General features: G+C 56.3%; 18 protein-coding genes, 2 tRNA genes, 3 rRNA genes and 1 pseudogene. 10 read left to right on the forward strand and 14 right to left on the reverse strand.

The window, feature by feature from the left end:
• The first annotated feature begins 549 nt into the window (after positions 1 to 549).
• The 5 genes from CPA59_RS01295 (at position 550) to rrf (ending at position 5,734) form a co-directional block, all read left to right on the forward strand.
• Positions 550 to 2,091: ribosomal RNA gene (locus tag CPA59_RS01295) — 16S ribosomal RNA — on the forward strand.
• A 69-nt stretch (positions 2,092 to 2,160) separates the two neighbouring features.
• A tRNA-Ile gene (locus CPA59_RS01300) sits at positions 2,161 to 2,237 on the forward strand.
• A gap of 112 nt (positions 2,238 to 2,349) precedes the next feature.
• Positions 2,350 to 2,425 (forward strand) — tRNA-Ala (locus CPA59_RS01305).
• A gap of 167 nt (positions 2,426 to 2,592) precedes the next feature.
• Positions 2,593 to 5,498, forward strand: a 23S ribosomal RNA gene (locus CPA59_RS01310).
• Positions 5,499 to 5,618: 120 nt separating this feature from the next.
• Positions 5,619 to 5,734, forward strand: a 5S ribosomal RNA gene (rrf, locus tag CPA59_RS01315).
• The 16S, 23S and 5S rRNA genes sit together here with 2 tRNA genes alongside, the layout of an rRNA operon.
• A 180-nt stretch (positions 5,735 to 5,914) precedes the next feature.
• Here the strand turns inward: rrf and CPA59_RS01320 are convergent.
• The 8 genes from CPA59_RS01320 to CPA59_RS01355 all read right to left on the reverse strand — a co-directional run bounded on the left by CPA59_RS01320 (position 5,915) and on the right by CPA59_RS01355 (position 12,921).
• On the reverse strand, positions 5,915 to 6,136 hold the full coding sequence (locus CPA59_RS01320; protein WP_231348832.1) for a hypothetical protein: 222 nt from the start codon (positions 6,134 to 6,136) through the stop codon (positions 5,915 to 5,917).
• A gap of 65 nt (positions 6,137 to 6,201) precedes the next feature.
• Entirely contained in the window at positions 6,202 to 6,963 is a 762-nt protein-coding gene (locus CPA59_RS01325; RefSeq protein WP_038663273.1) for an amino acid ABC transporter ATP-binding protein, read from the reverse strand.
• 8 nt (positions 6,964 to 6,971) lie between these two features.
• Positions 6,972 to 8,066: an amino acid ABC transporter permease gene (locus CPA59_RS01330; RefSeq protein WP_038917525.1), complete on the reverse strand. Its 1,095-nt coding sequence runs from the start codon at positions 8,064 to 8,066 to the stop codon at positions 6,972 to 6,974.
• A 9-nt stretch (positions 8,067 to 8,075) separates the two neighbouring features.
• Positions 8,076 to 9,254: an amino acid ABC transporter permease gene (locus tag CPA59_RS01335; protein ID WP_049854043.1), complete on the reverse strand. Its 1,179-nt coding sequence runs from the start codon at positions 9,252 to 9,254 to the stop codon at positions 8,076 to 8,078.
• A gap of 72 nt (positions 9,255 to 9,326) precedes the next feature.
• Positions 9,327 to 10,352 (reverse strand): amino acid ABC transporter substrate-binding protein, encoded by a 1,026-nt coding sequence (locus CPA59_RS01340; protein ID WP_038669033.1) that lies wholly within the window; start codon positions 10,350 to 10,352, stop codon positions 9,327 to 9,329.
• Between the two features lie 297 nt (positions 10,353 to 10,649).
• Positions 10,650 to 11,345, reverse strand: a complete 696-nt coding sequence (locus tag CPA59_RS01345; RefSeq protein ID WP_107758551.1) for a CTP synthase — start codon at positions 11,343 to 11,345, stop codon at positions 10,650 to 10,652.
• Between the two features lie 114 nt (positions 11,346 to 11,459).
• A complete protein-coding gene (locus CPA59_RS01350; RefSeq protein WP_038917530.1) occupies positions 11,460 to 12,125 on the reverse strand; it encodes an amino acid ABC transporter permease in 666 nt (221 codons plus the stop codon).
• 25 nt (positions 12,126 to 12,150) lie between these two features.
• The gene (locus CPA59_RS01355) at positions 12,151 to 12,921 is read right to left on the reverse strand and encodes an amino acid ABC transporter substrate-binding protein (protein WP_038663259.1); all 771 of its coding nucleotides are present in this window, start codon (positions 12,919 to 12,921) and stop codon (positions 12,151 to 12,153) included.
• 245 nt (positions 12,922 to 13,166) lie between these two features.
• Here CPA59_RS01355 and CPA59_RS01360 point away from each other — a divergent pair, with 245 nt between their 5' ends.
• On the forward strand, positions 13,167 to 14,309 hold the full coding sequence (locus tag CPA59_RS01360; protein ID WP_107758552.1) for an endonuclease/exonuclease/phosphatase family protein: 1,143 nt from the start codon (positions 13,167 to 13,169) through the stop codon (positions 14,307 to 14,309).
• A gap of 246 nt (positions 14,310 to 14,555) precedes the next feature.
• The gene (locus CPA59_RS01365; RefSeq protein WP_082170943.1) at positions 14,556 to 15,401 is read left to right on the forward strand and encodes an SDR family oxidoreductase; all 846 of its coding nucleotides are present in this window, start codon (positions 14,556 to 14,558) and stop codon (positions 15,399 to 15,401) included.
• Between the two features lie 53 nt (positions 15,402 to 15,454).
• Here the strand turns inward: CPA59_RS01365 and CPA59_RS01370 are convergent, their stop codons facing one another.
• The gene (locus CPA59_RS01370) at positions 15,455 to 16,348 is read right to left on the reverse strand and encodes a LysR family transcriptional regulator (protein ID WP_107758553.1); all 894 of its coding nucleotides are present in this window, start codon (positions 16,346 to 16,348) and stop codon (positions 15,455 to 15,457) included.
• A gap of 349 nt (positions 16,349 to 16,697) precedes the next feature.
• On the opposite strand from CPA59_RS01370, the gene CPA59_RS01375 reads away from it, so the two are divergent.
• From CPA59_RS01375 to CPA59_RS01385, 3 genes and pseudogenes are all read left to right on the forward strand, one after another.
• Entirely contained in the window at positions 16,698 to 17,093 is a 396-nt protein-coding gene (locus CPA59_RS01375) for a cupin domain-containing protein (protein WP_049854039.1), read from the forward strand.
• Positions 17,074 to 17,849, forward strand: a pseudogene (locus CPA59_RS01380) (SDR family oxidoreductase). Before CPA59_RS01375 ends, CPA59_RS01380 begins: the two are co-directional and overlap by 20 nt.
• A gap of 30 nt (positions 17,850 to 17,879) precedes the next feature.
• Positions 17,880 to 18,932 (forward strand): NAD(P)-dependent alcohol dehydrogenase, encoded by a 1,053-nt coding sequence (locus CPA59_RS01385; protein ID WP_107758554.1) that lies wholly within the window; start codon positions 17,880 to 17,882, stop codon positions 18,930 to 18,932.
• Positions 18,933 to 19,076: 144 nt separating this feature from the next.
• Here the strand turns inward: CPA59_RS01385 and fis are convergent, their stop codons facing one another.
• The 5 genes from fis to CPA59_RS01410 form a co-directional block, all read right to left on the reverse strand.
• The gene (gene fis, locus CPA59_RS01390; protein WP_012883002.1) at positions 19,077 to 19,373 is read right to left on the reverse strand and encodes a DNA-binding transcriptional regulator Fis; all 297 of its coding nucleotides are present in this window, start codon (positions 19,371 to 19,373) and stop codon (positions 19,077 to 19,079) included.
• Positions 19,374 to 19,396: 23 nt separating this feature from the next.
• On the reverse strand, positions 19,397 to 20,362 hold the full coding sequence (gene dusB, locus CPA59_RS01395) for a tRNA dihydrouridine synthase DusB (RefSeq protein ID WP_038663237.1): 966 nt from the start codon (positions 20,360 to 20,362) through the stop codon (positions 19,397 to 19,399).
• Positions 20,363 to 20,694: 332 nt separating this feature from the next.
• Complete coding sequence (prmA, locus tag CPA59_RS01400) at positions 20,695 to 21,582, reverse strand: 50S ribosomal protein L11 methyltransferase (RefSeq protein ID WP_038917538.1); 888 nt, start codon at positions 21,580 to 21,582, stop codon at positions 20,695 to 20,697.
• Between the two features lie 14 nt (positions 21,583 to 21,596).
• Entirely contained in the window at positions 21,597 to 23,048 is a 1,452-nt protein-coding gene (gene panF, locus CPA59_RS01405) for a sodium/pantothenate symporter (protein WP_038917539.1), read from the reverse strand.
• A complete protein-coding gene (locus tag CPA59_RS01410; protein WP_049854036.1) occupies positions 23,038 to 23,280 on the reverse strand; it encodes a YhdT family protein in 243 nt (80 codons plus the stop codon). The genes panF and CPA59_RS01410 overlap by 11 nt, the downstream gene beginning before the upstream one ends.
• Positions 23,281 to 23,435 lie beyond the last annotated feature (155 nt).

Consider the following 23,435-nt stretch of genomic DNA (forward strand, 5'->3'; position numbering starts at 1 on the left):
ATAGTGGCGGTCACATAAAGAAAAATACGGATTGAATCACCGATATTCAGCTAACGCGCTCACGGATACGCGTCATTCATCAGGGGGGGAATTGTAGCGAAAACGTTTGCGTGATGCTCGCCAAATTTCAAAAAATGCCTGAGTTGTGGATAACTCTGTGCAAAATAAGGTATAAGCGGCACTTTTGCTGTGGAATGCAGCGAACGCGCGATTTAATCAAAAATACCGGTTGCGGCCTGCGAGGAACTCCCTATAATGCGCATCCACTGACACGGCAACGGCGATGAGCCGGCGCGGTGTGAGGCGGAGAAAACGGGAAAAAAGTCGTTGACTCTGAATGAGGAAAGCGTAGTATACGCCACCTCGCGACAGCAGGCTGTAAGCCGGTCGCACTGCTCTTTAACAATCAATCAGACAATCTGTGTGGGCACTCGCAGGACGCTTCACTAAAATATTTGTGAAAAGTCTTGAAGAGTGACAACAGTTAATTCATACGAACTAACGGTAAATTCTTTGAGCACGTTTTCTTCGGAAAACACATCAAACTTTAAATTGAAGAGTTTGATCATGGCTCAGATTGAACGCTGGCGGCAGGCCTAACACATGCAAGTCGAGCGGCAGCGGGGGGAAGCTTGCTTCCCCGCCGGCGAGCGGCGGACGGGTGAGTAATGTCTGGGGATCTGCCTGATGGAGGGGGATAACTACTGGAAACGGTAGCTAATACCGCATGACGTCGCAAGACCAAAGTGGGGGACCTTCGGGCCTCACGCCATCGGATGAACCCAGATGGGATTAGCTAGTAGGTGGGGTAACGGCTCACCTAGGCGACGATCCCTAGCTGGTCTGAGAGGATGACCAGCCACACTGGAACTGAGACACGGTCCAGACTCCTACGGGAGGCAGCAGTGGGGAATATTGCACAATGGGGGAAACCCTGATGCAGCCATGCCGCGTGTGTGAAGAAGGCCTTCGGGTTGTAAAGCACTTTCAGCGGGGAGGAAGGCGGCAAGGTTAATAACCTTACCGATTGACGTTACCCGCAGAAGAAGCACCGGCTAACTCCGTGCCAGCAGCCGCGGTAATACGGAGGGTGCAAGCGTTAATCGGAATGACTGGGCGTAAAGCGCACGCAGGCGGTCTGTTAAGTTGGATGTGAAATCCCCGGGCTTAACCTGGGAACTGCATTCAAAACTGACAGGCTAGAGTCTCGTAGAGGGGGGTAGAATTCCAGGTGTAGCGGTGAAATGCGTAGAGATCTGGAGGAATACCGGTGGCGAAGGCGGCCCCCTGGACGAAGACTGACGCTCAGGTGCGAAAGCGTGGGGAGCAAACAGGATTAGATACCCTGGTAGTCCACGCTGTAAACGATGTCGATTTGGAGGTTGTGCCCTTGAGGCGTGGCTTCCGGAGCTAACGCGTTAAATCGACCGCCTGGGGAGTACGGCCGCAAGGTTAAAACTCAAATGAATTGACGGGGGCCCGCACAAGCGGTGGAGCATGTGGTTTAATTCGATGCAACGCGAAGAACCTTACCTACTCTTGACATCCAGCGAAGACTGCAGAGATGCGGTCGTGCCTTCGGGAACGCTGAGACAGGTGCTGCATGGCTGTCGTCAGCTCGTGTTGTGAAATGTTGGGTTAAGTCCCGCAACGAGCGCAACCCTTATCCTCTGTTGCCAGCACTACGGGTGGGAACTCAGGGGAGACTGCCGGTGATAAACCGGAGGAAGGTGGGGATGACGTCAAGTCATCATGGCCCTTACGAGTAGGGCTACACACGTGCTACAATGGCGTATACAAAGAGAAGCGACCTCGTGAGAGCAAGCGGACCTCATAAAGTACGTCGTAGTCCGGATTGGAGTCTGCAACTCGACTCCATGAAGTCGGAATCGCTAGTAATCGTAGATCAGAATGCTACGGTGAATACGTTCCCGGGCCTTGTACACACCGCCCGTCACACCATGGGAGTGGGTTGCAAAAGAAGTAGGTAGCTTAACCTTCGGGAGGGCGCTTACCACTTTGTGATTCATGACTGGGGTGAAGTCGTAACAAGGTAACCGTAGGGGAACCTGCGGTTGGATCACCTCCTTACCGAGCTGAAGCGCCTGCGTGGTGTCCACACAGATTGTCTGATGAAGTAAACGAGCGGTAAAACCTTATAGGCTTGTAGCTCAGGTGGTTAGAGCGCACCCCTGATAAGGGTGAGGTCGGTGGTTCAAGTCCACTCAGGCCTACCAGATTTCTCCTGATACTGCGTTGTGAAATAGCCCGCATACTGATGTATGCGCCGTCATTCCACGCCTTGTCTCAGAAGAAATTACGGGTAAAGGTTTACGTGTTGCATTCTATGGGGCTATAGCTCAGCTGGGAGAGCGCCTGCTTTGCACGCAGGAGGTCTGCGGTTCGATCCCGCATAGCTCCACCATTTACGAATGACTTCAGAGTATACTGGCGACAGTATGCTGCGAAGTATTCTGCTCTTTAACAATCCGGAACAAGCTGAAAATTTGAAACGACGGCATATGAATGTGAATTCATGTGTTGTTCGAGTCTCTCAATATACCCGCATCCCGAGACACTTTCGGGTTGTGAGGTTAAGCGACTAAGCGTACACGGTGGATGCCTAGGCAGTCAGAGGCGATGAAGGGCGTGCTAATCTGCGAAAAGCGTCGGCAAGGTGATATGAACCGTTATACCCGACGATACCCGAATGGGGAAACCCAGTGTGACTCGTCACACTATCATTAACTGAATCCATAGGTTAATGAGGCGAACCGGGGGAACTGAAACATCTCAGTACCCCGAGGAAAAGAAATCAACCGAGATTCCCCCAGTAGCGGCGAGCGAACGGGGAGCAGCCCAGAACCTGAATCGGCTTGTGTGTCAGTGGAAGCGTCTGGAAAGTCGCACGATACAGGGTGAAAGTCCCGTACACGAAGATGCACAGGCCGTGAGTTCGATGAGTAGGGCGGGACACGTGGTATCCTGTCTGAACATGGGGGGACCATCCTCCAAGGCTAAATACTCCTGACTGACCGATAGTGAACCAGTACCGTGAGGGAAAGGCGAAAAGAACCCCGGCGAGGGGAGTGAAATAGAACCTGAAACCGTGTACGTACAAGCAGTGGGAGCACCTTTTGGGTGTGACTGCGTACCTTTTGTATAATGGGTCAGCGACTTATATTCTGTAGCAAGGTTAACCGTATAGGGGAGCCGCAGGGAAACCGAGTCTTAACTGGGCGTTAAGTTGCAGGGTATAGACCCGAAACCCGGTGATCTAGCCATGGGCAGGTTGAAGGTTGGGTAACACTAACTGGAGGACCGAACCGACTAATGTTGAAAAATTAGCGGATGACTTGTGGCTGGGGGTGAAAGGCCAATCAAACCGGGAGATAGCTGGTTCTCCCCGAAAGCTATTTAGGTAGCGCCTCGTGAATTCATCTCCGGGGGTAGAGCACTGTTTCGGCTAGGGGGCCATCCCGGCTTACCAACCCGATGCAAACTGCGAATACCGGAGAATGTTATCACGGGAGACACACGGCGGGTGCTAACGTCCGTCGTGAAGAGGGAAACAACCCAGACCGCCAGCTAAGGTCCCAAAGTCATGGTTAAGTGGGAAACGATGTGGGAAGGCCCAGACAGCCAGGATGTTGGCTTAGAAGCAGCCATCATTTAAAGAAAGCGTAATAGCTCACTGGTCGAGTCGGCCTGCGCGGAAGATGTAACGGGGCTAAAACCATGCACCGAAGCTGCGGCAGCGACGCTTAGGCGTTGTTGGGTAGGGGAGCGTTCTGTAAGCCGTTGAAGGTGGACTGTGAGGTCTGCTGGAGGTATCAGAAGTGCGAATGCTGACATAAGTAACGATAATGCGGGTGAAAAACCCGCACGCCGGAAGACCAAGGGTTCCTGTCCAACGTTAATCGGGGCAGGGTGAGTCGACCCCTAAGGCGAGGCTGAAAAGCGTAGTCGATGGGAAACAGGTTAATATTCCTGTACTTGGTGTTACTGCGAGGGGGGACGGAGAAGGCTATGTCATCCGGGCGACGGTTGTCCCGGTTTAAGCGTGCAGGTGGGTGGACCAGGTAAATCCGGTCTGCTGTCAACACTGAGGCGTGATGACGAGGTACTACGGTACCGAAGTGACAGATGCCCTGCTTCCAGGAAAAGCCTCTAAGCATCAGGTAACATTGAATCGTACCCCAAACCGACACAGGTGGTCAGGTAGAGAATACTCAGGCGCTTGAGAGAACTCGGGTGAAGGAACTAGGCAAAATGGTGCCGTAACTTCGGGAGAAGGCACGCTGGGCATGGTGAAGTCCCTTGCGGACGGAGCTGAGCCCAGTCGCAGATACCAGCTGGCTGCAACTGTTTAATAAAAACACAGCACTGTGCAAACACGAAAGTGGACGTATACGGTGTGACGCCTGCCCGGTGCCGGAAGGTTAATTGATGGGGTTATCCGTAAGGAGAAGCTCTTGATCGAAGCCCCGGTAAACGGCGGCCGTAACTATAACGGTCCTAAGGTAGCGAAATTCCTTGTCGGGTAAGTTCCGACCTGCACGAATGGCGTAATGATGGCCAGGCTGTCTCCACCCGAGACTCAGTGAAATTGAACTCGCTGTGAAGATGCAGTGTACCCGCGGCAAGACGGAAAGACCCCGTGAACCTTTACTATAGCTTGACACTGAACCTTGAGCCTTGATGTGTAGGATAGGTGGGAGGCTTTGAAGTGTGGACGCCAGTCTGCATGGAGCCAACCTTGAAATACCACCCTTTAATGTTTGATGTTCTAACGTGGACCCGTGAACCGGGTTGCGGACAGTGTCTGGTGGGTAGTTTGACTGGGGCGGTCTCCTCCCAAAGAGTAACGGAGGAGCACGAAGGTTAGCTAATCCTGGTCGGACATCAGGAGGTTAGTGCAAAGGCATAAGCTAGCTTGACTGCGAGAGTGACGGCTCGAGCAGGTGCGAAAGCAGGTCTTAGTGATCCGGTGGTTCTGAATGGAAGGGCCATCGCTCAACGGATAAAAGGTACTCCGGGGATAACAGGCTGATACCGCCCAAGAGTTCATATCGACGGCGGTGTTTGGCACCTCGATGTCGGCTCATCACATCCTGGGGCTGAAGTAGGTCCCAAGGGTATGGCTGTTCGCCATTTAAAGTGGTACGCGAGCTGGGTTTAGAACGTCGTGAGACAGTTCGGTCCCTATCTGCCGTGGGCGCTGGAAGATTGAGGGGGGTTGCTCCTAGTACGAGAGGACCGGAGTGAACGCACCACTGGTGTTCGGGTTGTGATGCCAATTGCATTGCCCGGTAGCTAAGTGCGGAAGAGATAACCGCTGAAAGCATCTAAGCGGGAAACTTGCCCCGAGATGAGTCTTCCCTGGGAACTTGATTCCCCTGAAGGGACGTTCGAGACGAGGACGTTGATAGGCTGGGTGTGTAAGCGTAGCGATACGTTGAGCTAACCAGTACTAATGACCCGGGAGGCTTAACCTTACAACACCGAAGGTGTTTTGGTGAGAGAGACGAGAAAGAATTTGGCTTGTTCGACGGATGGATTCTGATGGTTGTGCGGCGCGGTAGCGTGGGCATGACGGTTGGAATGAAAAGAATTTGCCTGGCGGCGAGAGCGCGGTGGTCCCACCTGACCCCATGCCGAACTCAGAAGTGAAACGCCGTAGCGCCGATGGTAGTGTGGGGTCTCCCCATGCGAGAGTAGGGAACTGCCAGGCATCACATAAGGAACCCCCGGTTATGCCGGGGGTTTTTTGCTTTGGGGGGTGCGGTGGCAGAACCGAGTGCCAGGGCGGAGATGGCCGGCGGCCCGGTCTCCCGGCGTTACGCGATGCTTCCTCGGTGTACCCTGTCCCTTTTTGTGCCTGCCGGCAGATAAAACATCCCTCAATACGCGCTCAGTCTCCGGTTGTCCCGGTTCGCCTTCGCAGCCAGTCACGGATAAACGCGGCGATCTGTACCGGCTGGTTGAGATCCAGACAGGGCAGGGCGAGCGTTAAGGCGGAGTCGCTGGCCACGGCCAGCGTGTCGGCATCGATCAGCGTGGCGATATCACGCCCAGACTCGTGACGGTAAAGCAGGATCTTATCGATCGGTTCGCTTCTGCCTGTTGATTCCAATGTGTGGTATTCAGGGCATGAAAAAGCCCGCTACGGTGAGCGGGCCTGAGAGATGTTGGGTGTGATTAATGCAGTATCTGAGCCAGGAACGTTTGTGTACGTTCTGAGCGCGGGCTGCTGAAGAAGATATCCGGCGGCGCCTGTTCGACGATCTCACCCTGATCCATAAAGATCACCCGGTTGGCTACAGTACGGGCGAAGCCCATTTCATGGGTCACGCACAACATGGTCATGCCGTCTTCCGCCAGACCCAGCATGGTATCCAGTACTTCTTTCACCATCTCCGGATCCAGTGCCGATGTCGGTTCGTCAAACAGCATGATTTTCGGCTTCATGCACAGTGAGCGGGCAATCGCGACACGCTGTTGCTGGCCGCCGGAAAGCTGACCGGGGTATTTATGGGCATGCGCGGCGATGCGCACTCGTTCCAGATAGTGCATCGCCAGCTCTTCCGCTTCTTTTTTCGGCATATTGCGAACCCAGCTCGGCGCCAGCGTACAGTTTTGCAGAACCGTCAGATGCGGGAACAGGTTGAAATGCTGGAACACCATGCCCACTTCTGTTCTGATTTTCTCAATGTTGCGGCTATCGTGGTTAAGTTCGATGCCGTCTACCACGATACGTCCCTGCTGATGTTCTTCCAGATGGTTGATACAGCGGATGGTCGTTGATTTACCGGAGCCTGACGGTCCGCACAGAACAATACGTTCCCCTTGTTTGACCTGCAGGTTGATATTTTTCAGTACGTGGAACTGCCCATACCACTTATTCACGTTTTCCAGCGTGATCATGTAGTCGGAAGATGGTGTTAACGTGTCCTGGTTCATGGGTAACCTCAATGAGACTTGCGTCCGGTATCAAAACGTTTTTCTAAGTGCTGGCTATAACGCGACATGCTGAAACAGAAGATCCAATAGAGGATGGCGGCAAATACGTAGCCTTCCGTGGACATTCCCAGCCAGGCCGGATCAACGGTCGCTTGCTGAATGCTGCTGAACAGGTCGAACAGGCCGATGATGATCACCAGGCTGGTGTCTTTGAACAGCGCGATGATGGTGTTGACCAGACCGGGTATCACCATCTTCAGCGCCTGAGGCAGAATCACCAACCCCTGCATACGCCAGTAGCCGAGCGCCAGAGATTGGGCCGCTTCATATTGCCCTTTGGGCAGCGCCTGCAGACCGCCGCGGACCACTTCCGCCACATAGGCGGACTGAAACAGAATCACCCCGACCAGCGCGCGCAGCAGTTTGTCGATGTTGGTGCCTTCCGTCAGAAACAGCGGCAGCATAACGGAGGACATGAACAGTACGGTAATCAGCGGTACGCCGCGCCAGAACTCGATAAAGATGACGCAGAGCGCCCGCAGTACCGGCATGTTGGAGCGACGTCCCAATGCCAGCAGGATTCCCAGCGGCAAGGCGCCGGCAATGCCGATAGCCGCGATGATGATGGTCAACGTCAGGCCGCCCCACTGGCGGGTTTCCACCCGAGTCAGGCCGCCAAAACCACCGAACAGCAACCACCAGGCGATTAGCGGATAGACCACGCACCAGATGGCGATGTAACGACCACGGCGCGGCAGGTTGCGCCAGAACATCGGCAGGATGCTGATCAGCGCCAGTACCAGTGCGAAATTGATGCGCCAGAGCTCTTCCCGTGGGTAAAGCCCGTACATGAACTGCTCGAAACGGGCATGGATAAACACCCAACAGGCGCCGTCACTGGTGCAATCCGCGCGGGTGGATCCGATCCAGTTGGCCTTGAGAATGGCCCAGTTCAGCAGCGGCGGGATCAGAGTCCAGAGCAGCCACAGACAGGCCAGCGTCAGCACACTATTGGTGATGCTGGAGAACAGGTTCCGTCGCGCCCAGACGATGGCGCGGTTAATGGGCGTCGGGTTGGATGGTGTGTGTGTAATCATGGTCATCCTATTCCTTTAACGCTCAATTAAGGCGATTTTCCGGTTATAGATGTTCATCAGTAACGAGATCAGCAGGCTGATAATCAGGTAGACCGACATGGTGATGGCGATGGTTTCGATGGCCTGGCCGGTCTGGTTCAGCACGGTGCCGGCGAACAGCGACACCATATCCGGATAACCGATGGCGGCAGCCAACGACGAGTTTTTCACCACGTTCAGATATTGGCTGGTCAATGGCGGAATAATCACGCGCAGCGCCTGCGGCAGAATAACCTTACGCAGGGTGACCGGTTTGGGAAGGCCCAGCGACAACGCCGCTTCGTGTTGCCCATAAGAGACGGACTGGATCCCGGAGCGGATGATCTCGGCGATAAAGGAGGAGGTATACACCGACAATGCCAGCGCCAGCGCCGCCAGTTCAGGAATCAGCACCAGCCCGCCGCTGAAGTTGAATCCTTTCAGTACCGGGAAATCCCAATGCAGCGCCCGGCCGAAAATCAGGTGCGATAAGCCCAGCAACACCACGAGCATCACCAGCGGAATCGGCCAGGACCTGCGTTGCTGACCGGTAAGGGCATGGTAGCGCTTATTGCGGCGGAAAATCATGGCGGCGACGACCAGCGTAATGATCAGCGCCAGTATCGAAGGAAGCGCCCCCGGGCCAAATTCGGCGGCCGGAATATACAATCCGCGGTTGCTCAGGAAAAAGGTATCGAGCGCGTTGACCGCCTGACGTGGGCCCGGCAGGTTGCGCAGTACCGCGAAATACCAGAAGAAAATCTGCAGCAGTGGCGGAATATTGCGGAATGTCTCGATATAGATAGTGGACAGTTTACGTAACAGCCAGTTGTCGGACAGACGAGCCAGACCGACGATAAACCCCAGCAGCGAGGCGCAGACAATACAAATAGCCGAGACCAGCAGCGTATTCAGCAGACCGACGACAAAGACGCGGGCGTAAGTATCGCCTTGTTCATAGTCAATCAGGTGCTGAACAATACCAAAGCCGGCGCTGTTGTTCAGAAAGGCAAAACCTGACGTAATCCCGCGCTGCGCCAGATTGGTTACCGTGTTGTGCAGCAGATAACCGACGGTAACCACGACGATGACGACCGCCAGGATTTGATACAACCAGGCGCGCACCGCTGGATTAGTCAGTGATAAATCACCTTTCACGGTTGGGCGTTGCAGCATGTTGGAGCCTCAGTGACAGATAAAGCAAGGGCACGGCTGGTTCGCAGCACGTGCCCGGTTTTACATCAGGAATCAGCGAACGGCAGGGGCGTACTGGATGCCGCCTTTGTTCCACAGTTCGTTCAGGCCACGTTTGATTTTCAGCTCACTGCCCTGACCCACGTTGCGCTCAAACACTTCGCCGTAGTTACCCACTTGTTTGACGATTTTGTAGGCCCAGTCGGCCGGCAGTTTCAGGTCTTTGCCGTAGTTGCCTTCTTTGCCCAGCAGGTGCGACATGTCCGGGGTGGTCGGTTTGGCGGCCATCTGGTCGACGTTCTGAGAGGTAATGCCCATCTCTTCGGCATTCAGCATAGCGAACAGCGTCCAGCGGACAATCGCGTACCAGTCTTCGTCGCCGCGGCGTACTACCGGTCCCAGCGGTTCTTTGGAGATCACTTCCGGCAGTACTACGAAGTCGGCCGGTTTGCCCAGTTTGATGCGCAGGGCGTACAGCTGAGACTGGTCGGAAGCCAGCGTATCGCAGCGGCCGGAATCCAGCGCTTTGGCGCTTTCATCAGAGCGGTCGAAGGTCACCGGGGTGTATTTCATGTTGTGGGTTTTGAAGTAGTCGGCCACGTTCAGCTCGGTGTCGGTGCCGGCCTGGATACAAACGGTTGCGCCGTCCAGCTCTTTAGCGCTTTTCAGTCCGGCTTTGTTATGGGTCAGGAAGCCGATACCGTCGTAGTAGGTTACGCCGGTGAACAGCAGGCCCATGCCGCCGTCACGGGAGGAAGTCCAGGTGGTATTGCGGGACAGCAAATCCACTTCGCCGGACTGCAGGGCGGTGAAGCGCTCTTTGGCGGTCAGCGGGGTGAATTTGACTTTATTGGCATCGCCAAAAATGGCCGCAGCGACACCGCGGCAGACGTCAACGTCGATACCGGAGTATTTGCCGTTGGCATCGGCATACGAGAAACCAGGAAGTCCATCACTGATACCGCACTGCACGAACCCTTTCTTTTGAATCGCATCCAGAGTTGCGCCTGCGTGTGCCTGGTTGATGAAGGCAAACAGTGAAGCGCTGGCGACCAGCGTGGACATAATCACTTTCTTCATAATCATCGTATGTGCCTAATGTAATAGTAATGTGCTGTTGTGTTTTGGCGCAGTCATGGCTGCACCTGCTCTGTCTGTCGGCGTTGTGCCCCGGATTCGGGAGCCGTCGTTATCAGAAAGCAAAAACAATGCCAGCTTGTAATCATCGTGCTACGGGCAAGAAACTAAATCGTATCAGTGGTACGCCGTGATAAATCAGAGGTATGGGGGGATAAAGGAAAGGCATAGGATGCACCAAAATGGAGGAAGCAGGCTGTGCTCGATCCATTTTGGTGCAACTTACGTAAAAACCGGGAATTAATGCGTTGAGGCTGCCTCAAGGAGGGCAACTGCCAGCGGCGGCGCTATCTGTTTTAGTGCAGCGCGTTCCGGCTGAAACAGGGTGCCGACAAAGAACGGGTGATCGGTGAGTTCGACCGCGCGAATATCGCCGTTGTCATCCACGCCAGACACCCGGACGCCGGCGGCGGTGAACGCATCCCGAAACGCTTCGTTGATGCCGTAGCGGCAGCGATAGCCTTCGGTGATCGCGTCGCGGCCGTAAGCGCGGCCGATGCGTGAGTCGGGCGACAGGCGAATATCGCCCTGTTTTTCCACCATCTCGCATTGTAATGGAGCAATCACCGCCCGGCCTTCCTGAGTGACTTCCGCATTGTTGGCGTCATGCCAGCCCAACACATGACGGGCGTATTCCAGCAGGGCGTACTGGCAGCCTCCGCAGGTGCCCAGAAAAGGGAGCTGTGTTTCGCGGGCAAACCGAATGGCCTGCAGGATATTGTCGTCGTGGCGGTACGGGCTGGCGGGCACGCACCAGACGGCGTCGAAGGCGTCGAGCTGAGCCGCGGGCGACAACTGTTCGCTGTCTATCCATTGGTACTGAAGGTTGAGATTAAGCTGGTGGGCGGCAAGGTCGAGAGCGGGCGGGATAGCCTGATGGGCGGTGACGGCAGGGTTGTAGTCACCTATCAGCGCGATTCTGACAGTCTGTTTCATGACATTCTCCGGCTGGTAAAACAGAAGGCTACGGTAAATCGGAGGTAATGTCGAGGTGGTCAGTCTGATTGTGAGAGAGGGGAAAGGCAGGCCAGACGGCCTGCCTGCCGGTTATCAATGCACGATGTGGCGCTGGTAGTATTTTTCCAGCCAGGTCTGCAGTTTGCTCAGCACGGTGCTGAACAGCAGGTAGATTAATGCGGCTTCGACATAGAGAATCAGCGGCTCGTAGGTCACCGACACGATACGCTGCGCCGCCAGAAACATTTCCGGCACCGTGATTACGGCGGCCAGCGACGTGTCCTTGACCAGCGAAATAAAGGTATTCGCCAGCGGCGGCAGCGATACGAATACCGACTGCGGCACGATCACCCAGCGGATGGCCTGTGCGCCGCTCATGCCGAGCGAATAGGCGGCGTTCCACTGCCCCCGCGGTACGGACAGAATGGCGCCGCGCACGATTTCCGAGCTGTAAGCGCCGACGTTAAGGCTGAAGCCGATCAGGGCCGCCGGGAATGCGTCCAGCGTGATGCCGGCGTTGGGCAAGCCATAAAAAATCAGGAACAGCTGGACCAGCAGCGGCGTACCGCGAATCACCCACACATAAAAGTCGCAAATTCGCTTGAGCGATTTCGGGCCGTACAGGCGCAGCAAGGCGACCAGCACACCGATCATCAAACCGAGGATAAAGGAAAGAATCGCGAGAGGAACGGTAAATGTCAGCCCAGCGGAAAGCAGACTCCAGAAGGAGTCTGCCATGAGTTGTAGCCATGATGGCATCTAAAATAACTCCGATATCAATGCATTATTTGGAAACGTCTTGTCCAAAGTATCGCACAGAAATCGTCTTATAGGTGCCGTCCGCTTTGATTTGATCCAGCGCGTTGTTCAGCGCATCCACCAGTTGCGGCTGGTTTTTACGTACCAGAATGGCGGACGGGTCGCCGCTTTCAGCGGTGGCAACCACTTTCACATTGGCGTCCGGCTTGTGTTTTTTGAAGTCCAGGAACGACAGGTTATCGTTCAGGGTGGCTTCGGCGCGACCGCTCAGCACCAGTTCCAGCGACTGGTTGAAGCCGTCGGTCGGCACGATTTCCGCACCGTAGCTGGTCGCCAGCTTGGAGTAGTTGCTGGTCAGGCTCTGGGCGGATTTGTGGCCTTTCAGATCGTTGAACGATTTGATGCTGGTGTTATCGCCACGTACGATCAGCACCGATTTGGCGTCGATATATGGCTTGGTAAAGTCATACTTCGCCTGACGCTCTTTGGTTACGCCCACCTGGTTAATAACGGCGTCGTAGCGTTTGGCGTCCACGCCGGCAATCAGCCCGTCCCAGCGGCCTTCGACGAACTCCGCTTTTACGCCCAGTTTTTCCGCCACGGCACGGCCGACATCCACATCGAAACCGACCAGTTTGCCGGAGGCATCATGGTAGGTGTAAGGCGCGTACGTGCCTTCGGTACCGAATTTAATCACACCCGCGGCCTTGATGGCGCTGAGATCGTCCTGAGCCTGTGCCAGCGCGCTGGTAACCAGTAAAGCGCCGGTAAGTAATGCTAAGCGAGATTTTTTCATCATAGTTCCTGCCAGGTATGGCTATTGCCGTTGTAAGTCAGAAATGCTGCGAATTTACGTGATGTCATGATGTTTGCCAAGTACATAAAGACATGGCTTATATCTGCTATGAATATAGTGAGCGCCGGTGTTTTTTACCACTGAGGGCCGCGGGTTAGCATCGCGGGAAGGCGTGATATACGGTGGTAACAATCGGTTGCCAGACTTGTACTTTCCCGCCGTAGTCTGTTGCCTGAGGAGGAGTTATGAAGCTCAGACTTGCCAGCTATAACGTTGAAAACCTGTTTCACCGCACCGCTATTCTCAACCTGCCCGACCCGCAGCAAAGCAGTGAGTTACTGGAGAAAGTACGCCAGTTGCAAACGCTGCTGGATGCCGATAAGTATGACGATGCCTTGAAAGACCGAATTTTTACCCTGACCAGCAATCTCCAACCCTACATTGACCTTCGCGTCGACGGCGGCTCGCTCGGCAGTTGGAAAAGCGAGGCGGGCAAGACCGGATTCCGGATTAACAAGAGTTGCCAGGGGCGAGGCGACTGGCTGGGCGAGCTGATTTTTCGCGCCGAAGCGTTCGGCGATCAACAGCGGAAAAATACCGGGCTGGTCATCAAGGCGCTGAATGCCGATATCCTGTGTGCGGCGGAAGTGGAAAACATGGCGGTGTTGCGCGATTTCAACCGGCAAATTCTGGCGGATCAGGCGTTCGCTCAGTATGTCTTGATCGACAGCCCGAACGATCCGCGCGGCATCGATGTCGCCTGCCTGACGCGTCATCGTATTATCCAGTTGCGTACCCATATTTTTGACGCCGGCGAGTCGTTTACCCCGCTGTTCAGCCGCGATTGTCTGGAGGTGACGATAGATGTCGGCCTGTCGAAGCCGGTACATGTGCTGTGTAATCACTTCAAAAGCCAGAACGGCCGTAACGATGACGAACGCGAACGCGCGGCCAAACGGCGGCGCGCGCAGGCGGAGCGGGTTGCCGACATTGTCCGCGGGTACAATCTGCAGCAGGAGTATGTGGTGGTGATGGGCGACCTGAACGAGGATGTCGCCAATCCCTGGCATAGCCTGGCGCCGCTGTTTTCCGTGCCGGATTTGCACCCGGCGATCGATCCTTCCCTGCCGGAAACGGCGCGTTATACCTATTACTTTTCTGGCGGTAAGGCCGGGGAACGGCTGAACCAACTGGACTATATTTTCATTTCCACGCCGTTGCATCAGGCGAAGGTCACCTGCGGCATTGAACGGCGCGGTATCTATAACATTGACAAGATCACCGCCAAAGAAGGCGCGGAACCGGTGAAGCCGTTCCCGACCGTCACCTCCTGGGATACCGCGGCGTCGGATCACGCCGCCGTGTGGGTCGAGCTGAATATCTCCTGAATTCGTCCGGCATGGGGCGGCGACAGTGAGGAGATTGCACCGTTGTGAACGGGGCGGGTTATCCGCCTCGTTTTCGGGTCATCCGCCTCGTCTTAATGTGCCTCTCGGCGCAGGAAGAAAGGCGCGGCAGCGGAGTCTGCCTGTGAACTCATGATTCCTATTCATAAGTACAAGCATTTTCTATCTATAGTATTCATCCCGGCGGCTGCTTAAATTATCGACCATCAAGACAATGATGGAGAAGAGATGATGTCACAGCGAATCTGGCTGATTACCGGGGTCAGCACCGGCTTTGGTCGTGAACTGACGCAGCAACTGTTGGCAAAGGGCGACCGCGTGGTGGGCACGGTAAGACATCTGGCCAGCGCGCAGCCCCTTATAGATCAATGGCCGCAGACGTTCCGCCCGGAAATACTGGATGTCACGGATACCGCAGCGATAACCGGTGTGGTCGAGCGGACATTCAAACAGTTCGGCCGTATCGACGTGGCGATCAGCAACGCCGGTTATGGGCTGTTTGGCGCGGCGGAGGAACTTTCCGATCGTCAGATCGAGCAGATGATCGCCACCAATCTGCTGGGGTCCATTCAATTTATCCGCAGCGTAATTCCCATCATGCGCCAGCAGGGCGGAGGGCGCATTATCCAGATCTCGTCTTATGGCGGGCAGGTGGCTTTCCCCGGCAATTCTCTCTATCACGCCACCAAATGGGGGATTGAAGGCTTTGTCGAATCGGTCGCGCAGGAAGTCGCGCCCTTTGGCATTGGCATGACACTGGTTGAACCCGGCGGCGCCCGCACCGAATTCCGCTACGGCAGCGCGCAGGTCGCCACATTGACGCCGGTTTATGACGCGACGCCCGCTCATGCTTTTTTGCGTATGCTTGATCCTGCGAATGGGCTGGCGCCGGGCGATCCGGTCAGAATGGCGGCGCGCATTATCGAAAGCGTTGATCAACAACCGGCGCCGTTGCGCATGGTGCTGGGTTCTCAGGCGTTGCAAGGCACGATCGACGTACTGCGCAAACGGCTGCAGGATTTTGAACAGCAGGTCGATTTGGCCGCGTCCACCGACTTCCCGCCGGGAGCGTAATGCATTATCGATTGCCTTTTACCGCAGGGCGCGTGCGCCGCGCGCATCCGTAATCAGCCGCGATAGCGCAGCGCGTCGATAAACAGTGAAAAGGCGGCTGTGTGCTGCTTACGGCTGGGATAGTACAGGTAATAGCCGGGAAACGGTTCGCACCATGACTCCAGTACCTGAATAAGACGCCCTTCTGCGACCGCTTGCCGAATGGTGTCTTCCGGAACGTAAGCCAGCCCCAGACCGGACAGCGCGGCGTCGATGCGGTGCTGCAGGTTGTTGAATGTCAGCTGGCCGTCGACCCGGACGCGGATTTCGCGCCCGTCTCTGGAAAACTCCCAGGCGAACAATCCCCCTAATGTTGGAAGACGCATGTTGATGCAACTGTGTTGCTGTAGCGACTGTGGGGTTTCGGGCATGGTGTGACGGGCGAAATACGCCGGCGAACCGACTACCGCCATGCGCATATCCGGGCCGATGCGAACAGCCACCATGTCTTTGGCGACCTGCTCGCCCAGCCGGACTCCGGCGTCAAAACGCTCGTTAACGATGTCCGTCAGCGCGTTGTCGACGGTAATTTCCAGATGGATATCCGGGTACTGGCTGAGGAACGGTTTCAATACCGGCCAGAGGACAAAATTCACCGCATGTTCGCCGGCCGTCAAACGGATATTGCCCGCCGGTTTGTCGCGCATTTCTCCCAGATCTTCCAGCGCGTATTCGAGTTCACTGAGCGATGGCGAAATATTCCCGAGCAGGCGCTCGCCGGCTTCGGTCAATGACACGCTGCGCGTGGTACGCGTCAGCAGGCGGATGCCTAACCGTTCTTCCAGGCTGCGCATGGCATGGCTTAGCGCCGACTGGGATATGCCCAGCTTCGCCGCGGCGCGGGTGAAGCTCTTTTCCTGCGCGACCATGCGAAACGAAATGAGATCGCTGAAGTTTTCTTTAAGCAATTGATTTGCCTCCTGTGGCGCAGCGCGCGTGTCGTCGCCTGACACTATACTGAATAAATATATGAATTTAACTCATAGCTCCATGCGGATTTCCCCGTCTAGTCGCCGGTTATCAGGCGCGATACGTTTTCATCAGCGATTGAGCTTGGGCGGACGTGGCGTTTAAGGCGAAAGCGGCGTTTCAGACGAGAACGACGTGGTTGACGACGGCAACGCCTTGTCGGGCGCGACGTCGATATTGGCTGGCGCCAACCATACTGATAGCGACGTATGGCGCACAGCCTTGATGTCATGCCCCGTCGCCCTGTTGATGTTAACGCCGGCAATCTGGCCGGGAGTAGAGGAAAAAATGAAGATTATTCGTAATGGCTCACAGCCTTCCCGGCAAGGCCCGGAAGCATGGTTTACCGGTCAGGTGCGCATTGACGCGCCGTTTCAGGCGACTGAACCCGCCCGCGTGGGCGGTGCGACCGTGACGTTTGAGCCCGGCGCACGCACCGCCTGGCACACCCATCCGCTGGGGCAAACGTTGATTGTCACTCACGGGCAGGGCTGGGTTCAGGAATGGGGACAGGCGGTTCAGGCAATCAATCCGGGAGATATCGTATGGATCCCCGAAGGGGTCAAGCACTGGCACGGCGCGGCGGCGGAAACGGCGATGACGCACATTGCGATTGCCGAGTCGCTTGACGGCAGCGTGGTGGAATGGATGGAGCACGTCAGTGATGAGCAATACCCGAAATAACCTGGGGGATCACGAGAAGGCAGATATTTTGACTGAGAACCAAGGTAATAAGGTGGTGGTGATTGCCGGAGCCAGCAGCGGGCTTGGCGAAGCGCTGGCTCGCCATCTGGCCGCGCAGGGCGCCCGGTTGGTATTGGGCGCACGCCGGTTAGAGCGGTTACAGGCGCTTGCCCGCTCGCTGGGGCTGCCGGAGGCTGCGGTAGTCGGCACCGATGTGACCCGTCCGGAACAGGTTCAGGCGCTGGTCGACCGTGCCGTTGCGCTGTACGGCCGCATTGACGTGATGGTCAACAACGCCGGGTTAATGCCGCATTCCCTGCTGGAACGGCGCCGGATTGAGGACTGGGACGCCATGATCGATGTCAATCTGAAAGGCGTGCTGTACGGCATCGCTGCTGCGCTTCCTTATATGAAGCAGCAACAGCGCGGGCACATTCGGTGGCCGGACACAAAGTCCGCCCCGGCAGCGCGGTTTATGCGGCCACCAAGACCGCGGTCCGGGTGATTTCGGAAGGGCTGCGTCAGGAGGTCAAACCCTACAATATTCGCACCACCGTTATCTCGCCCGGCGCGGTGGAAAGCGAACTGGTGCAAAGTGTTACCGATCCTGACATGGCAGCGGGCGTCAAGTCGTTCTATGACGACTATGCTATTTCTGCAGAGTCGTTCGCCCGGGTCGTGGCCTTCGCCATCCGCCAGCCTGAAGACGTGGATATTAACGAAATTCTGTTCCGTCCGACCCGGCAGGAATTGTAATCACGCTTTGAATAAGGCAAGGAGTCAACTATGACCATGAAAGTACTGGGTTATGCTGCGCAGTCGTCAACCGCGCCGTTAGCGCCGTTTCACTTCACCCGCCGTACGCCGCGCCCTGATGATGTGGCGGTGGAGGTGCTCTATTGCGGCGTTTGCCACTCCGATCTGCATCAGGCGCGCAATGACTGGGGCTTTAGCCATTACCCGCTGGTTCCCGGCCATGAAATCATCGGGCGTGTGACCGCCGTTGGCGCCGGCGTCACCAAATTCAAACCTGACGATCTGGTGGGCATCGGCTGCATGGTGGATTCGTGTCGTGAATGTCAGCCCTGTAAGCAGGGCCTGGAACAATACTGCGATGAAGGAAACGTGCAGACCTATAACGGGGTCGACCGTCATGATCACCAGCCGACCTATGGCGGCTATTCTCAGCAAATCGTCGCCTCGCAGGATTTTGTGCTGCGGATTCCCGCATCGATGGACCTGAAATCGGCGGCGCCGCTGCTGTGCGCCGGGATTACCACCTGGTCGCCGCTGCGTCACTGGAACGTAGGTAAAGGCAGCAAAGTGGCGGTGGTTGGATTGGGCGGTCTGGGTCATATGGCGATCAAACTGGCTCACGCTCTCGGCGCGGAAGTGACGCTATTCACTCGTTCTCCCGGCAAAGAGGCCGACGCCCGGCGTTTAGGCGCCGATCGTGTTGTGCTTTCTACTTCGGCATCGCAGATGGAAACCGTCAAAGGGCAGTTTGAGCTGATTATCGATACCGTACCCTACGAACATGATATCAACCCTTACATGCCGACGTTGACGGTAGACGGCACCCTGGTGTTTGTGGGCCTGCTGGGCGATATCAACCCGATGCTCAGTACCGTTTCGATGATTCTGGGGCGGCGCTCGGTGGCGGGCTCCTGCATCGGCGGGATTGCCGAGACGCAGGAAATGCTCGACTTCTGCGGCGAGCATGGCATCACGTCCGACGTGGAAATGATCGATATTCAGAACATCAACGCGGCCTATGAACGTATGTTGAAAAGCGACGTGAAATACCGGTTTGTCATCGATATGGCATCGCTGGCATAAACTTCCGGCATGCTGGTTCAGGACAGTCTGATTAAGCGGAAAACGCGAAGGTGAGATAGTGAAACTGTGACACGGTAATAAGTAAAAAGGCGCGATTCCTATCCGGTATCGCGCCTTTTGTATTCAGTGGATGACTGATGGTTATCAGTTCATGCCGTATTTTTTCAGTTTCTTACGCAGCGTGCCGCGGTTGATACCCATCATCAGAGCAGCGCGGGTCTGGTTGCCGCGGGTGTATTGCATCACCATGTCCAACAGCGGCTGTTCTACTTCAGCCAGTACCAGCTCATACAGGTCATTCACGTCCTGACCATTCAGTTGAGCGAAATAGTTCTTCAGTGCCTGTTTAACCGAGTCGCGCAGGGGTTTTTGGGTTACCTGAGCCTGAGAGTTTACAGTGGAAACGGTCAGTACGTCAGAATTCACGCGTTGTTCGAACATAGTTCTGTCAGCTCTTTTTCTGTTTACGCAAGATTTTCAAAATATGCCTTCAACGCCTCCAGCTGTTCGCTGGCGTCCTCTATGGCGTTGAATGTGCGCCTAAACTGGTCGTTTGGGGCGTGCTCCTGGAGATACCAGGACACGTGCTTACGCGCTATACGAAATCCCTTGCCTGGACCATAAAAGTCGTGCAATTCCCGTATATGCCCGATCAACAAGCGCTTGACCTCTGCCAGTGGCAGCGGGGGCAGCAGCTCCCCTGTGTCCAGATAATGCTGGATTTCCCGAAAGATCCAGGGTCTTCCCTGAGCGGCTCGTCCTATCATCAGGGCGTCTGCCCCGGTGTAATCAAGAACCGCTCTGGCTTTGCGCGGGTCAGTAATGTCGCCATTCGCAATGATGGGAATGGAAACGCTCTGCTTAACTGTCCGAATACTGTCGTATTCCGCTTCGCCATTGAACAGACACGCGCGCGTGCGTCCATGAACGGTTAGCGCCTGAATACCACAGTCTTCAGCCAATTTGGCAATCTCTGCACAGTTACGGTGCTCTGGCGCCCAGCCGGTGCGGATTTTCAGTGTTACCGGTACGTCTACCGCTTTCACTACCGCAGTCAGGATCTGTTTGACCAGTTCCGGATACTGCAACAACGCCGATCCGGCCATCTTGCGGTTGACCTTCTTGGCCGGGCATCCCATGTTGATGTCGATTACCTGCGCGCCGTTCTCCGCATTGATTCTGGCGGCCGCCGCCATCTCGTCCGGATCGCCGCCGGCGATCTGCACCGCCCGGATACCGGGCTCATCGCTGTGTACCATGCGCAGTCGCGACTTGTCCGAACGCCACACTTCCGGATTGGAAGAAAGCATTTCGGAGACCGTCATTCCAGCGCCCATCGCGTGACAGAGTGCCCGGAACGGGCGATCGCTTACGCCCGCCATCGGGGCGGCAATCAAACGATTGGGAAGCTGAAATTGTCCAATGCGCATAGACAAAGAGTGACCATACTGTGCCTGCAAGGGCGCGTATATTACGCATTTTTTACGCGATAGGAAAGGCCAAACTTTGAGCAATTGAGCGGAACAGATCAAGGAAATGCCGCATTGCTTCCACGCTGTTTTTATTTTTCCTTTATTTACAGAATGTTATTTTCATGTCGCTGATTTTGTAAACAGGCTGGGGAAATAAAACATCTGCCTGAATATGCTGTTTCACCGCATAGAAACAGTGATTGATGGCAGCGGCAGTACATTTGTCCAGCGAAATGTCCACAGGAGACGCCTGCCGGAACCGCGATGTTCCGGCAGGCAATCGCAACAGGTCAGACCGGTTTACGAACGCCGGTAATGCGGCACCACTCTTCTTTTTCCGCCACCGGGTCGAGCTGGAATCGGTCTTCATAGGCTTCCGCCACGCTTTGCGCTTGCGAAGCCAGAATTCCGGACAGGCCGAGGTGGCCACCGCTCTTGGGCAGCACGCCGATCAGCGGCGCCAGTTCACGCAGCGGGCCGGCCAGAATGTTGGCGACCACCACGTCGGCGGACAGGTCTTTTGGCTGATCCTTCGGCAGATACAGCTCCAGACGCTCGGACACGCCGTTACGCTGTGCGTTGTCGCGGCTGGCCTGAATCGCCTGCGGATCGATATCGATACCGATGGCGTGGGCGGCGCCGAGTTTCAGCGCGGCAATCGCCAGAATGCCGGAACCGCAGCCGAAATCGATGATGGTCTTGCCGTCCAGATCCAACCCGTCGAGCCATTGCAGACATAGCGAGGTGGTGGGATGGGTGCCGGTGCCAAACGCCAGGCCGGGGTCCAGCATCACGTTGACCGCGTTCGGGTCCGGCACGTCGCGCCAGCTCGGGCAAATCCACAGCCGCTTGCCGAACTGCATCGGGTGGAAGTTTTCCATCCATTCCCGCTCCCAGTCCTTGTCTTCCAACTGTTCGATTTTGTGCCGAAAACCGGCGCCAAGCAGCGGTTCCTGCTCCAGCATGGCGACGACCTCGGCCATGTCGGTTTCGGCGTCGTACAGACCGATGACGTCGGTATCGCCCCATAAACGGGTTTCACCCGGCAGCGGTTCGAACACCGGCGTGTCATGGGTGTCCTGAAACGTGACCGAGACGGCGCCGCTTTCAGACAGCGCGTCGCCCAGTTGTTCCGCGTGTGCGCCGGACGTATTGATTTTCAGTTGAATCCACGGCATAGCAGCCTCTGACCTCAAAGTGATGAAGATGCGGCAACCGCAGGCGCGGGCTGGCGCCCAAAGCGGTTGCCCAGAATAAACGCCACCAGGCTTAACAGCAGCGATGGCACGATCGGATGAAAACCGGCCAGCTGGATGTTGAAGCTGGCGAGCAGGGTGTAGCTGGCTGCGCCGCTGAACATTGAACACAGCGCGCCGGAGGCGTTGGCGCGTTCCCAGTACAGGCCCAGCACCAGCGGCCACAGGAACACCGCTTCCAGTCCGCCGAACGCCAGCAGGTTCAGCCAGATGATCATTTCCGGCGGCCGCCATGACGCCAGCAATACCAGCAGGCCGAGCAGCAAGGTGGTGAAACTGGACAGATGGCGGATATAACGCTCGTTGCTTATCTTCTGAGGATAGACGCTCAGGTAAAGATCTTTCACGATCGTCGCGGAAGCCTGCAGCAAATGGGCGTTAATGTTCGACATGATGGCGGCGGTCGGCGCAGCCAGAAAGATCCCGGCGGCCAGCGGCGGCAGCACGGTCAGCATGAGCTCCGGCAGCACCTGATCGGGAATCGTCAGGTTGGGCAGGATAGCGCGTCCCAGCGCGCCGGCCAGATGCATACCCAGCATCAGTACGCTGATGACGAGGGTGCCGATCAGGATGCCGCGGTGCAGCGCCTTGCTGTCGCGGTAGGAAATGCAGCGCACGGCGGTGTTGGGCAGGCCGATGACGCCGAAACACACCAGCACCCAGAACGACGCCATGAACGGCGCGGACAGGATCTGGTTGCTGCCGTGCGGATCGACCAGCGCCGGGTTGATCTGCGCCAGTTTGCCGACGGCGGCCGGCAAACCGCCCGCTGCGTAGATCACGCCTGCCAGCAACAGCAGGGTGCCGATCAGCATCACAATCCCCTGCAACGCGTCGTTCAGCACGCTGGCGCGAAAGCCGCCGAACGCGGTGTAGAGCGCGATGGTAATGCCGAAAATCAGCAGCCCGACGTTATAAGGCACGTGCGCTACCGTTTCCAGCAGCCGGGCGCCGCCGATAAACTGTACCGCCATCGCGCCGATAAACGCCACCAGCAGGCTCAGACTGGCGAACCAGACCAGCAAACGGCTGCCGTAGCGGGCGTATAGCATGTCATTGAGGGTGATGGCGTTGTAACGGCGCGCCAGAATCGCGAACTTCTTGCCGAGAATGCTTAGCGACAACAGCATGGTCGGCACCTGAATCATCGACAGCAGTACCCAGCCCAGCCCGTATTTGTAAGCCGCGCCAGGGCCGCCGATGAACGAACTGGCGCTGACATAGGTACCGATCAGCGTCATCGCCAGTACGAAGCCGCCCATCGAGCGGTTGCCGATAAAGTATTCGGTGAGAAAGTTGCCCTGCTGGCGACGCCGCCAGGCATATATCGACAGGCCGAACACCAGCAGCAGATAAGCAATCAGCGGCAGGATGACATCACTTTGCATCGTGATCCTCCAGTGAAACATCGCGGAACACCACGCGCACCATCAGCCAACACAGGCCGATGAACAGCAACGGCAACGCCAGACAAGCCAGTTCGAACCAGTGCGGCAGACCCGTCAGGCCGGGACGGTTGTCGGGCAGATAAGCAAAGAGCACCCAGGCTATCAGATAAGCCAGCGTCAGTATCAGTGACCAGCGGGCTTCGCGGTGAGCCTGGAGAAAGCGTTTATCCATGATTTCCCCTTAATCCGGCAGGAATCAGTGTATAGGTGACACAAAACAGGGGATTTTACGGCATGCCAGCCAATTGCCCAGCGAAAAATCGATGCATCGAGCCAGAAAGAGGCGGGCGGCGCGGAAATAAAAACGGGCCGGCATGGCCGGCCCGT

The sequence above is a fragment of the Dickeya sp. Secpp 1600 genome (assembly GCF_003049805.1).
Lineage (GTDB): Bacteria > Pseudomonadota > Gammaproteobacteria > Enterobacterales > Enterobacteriaceae > Dickeya > Dickeya fangzhongdai.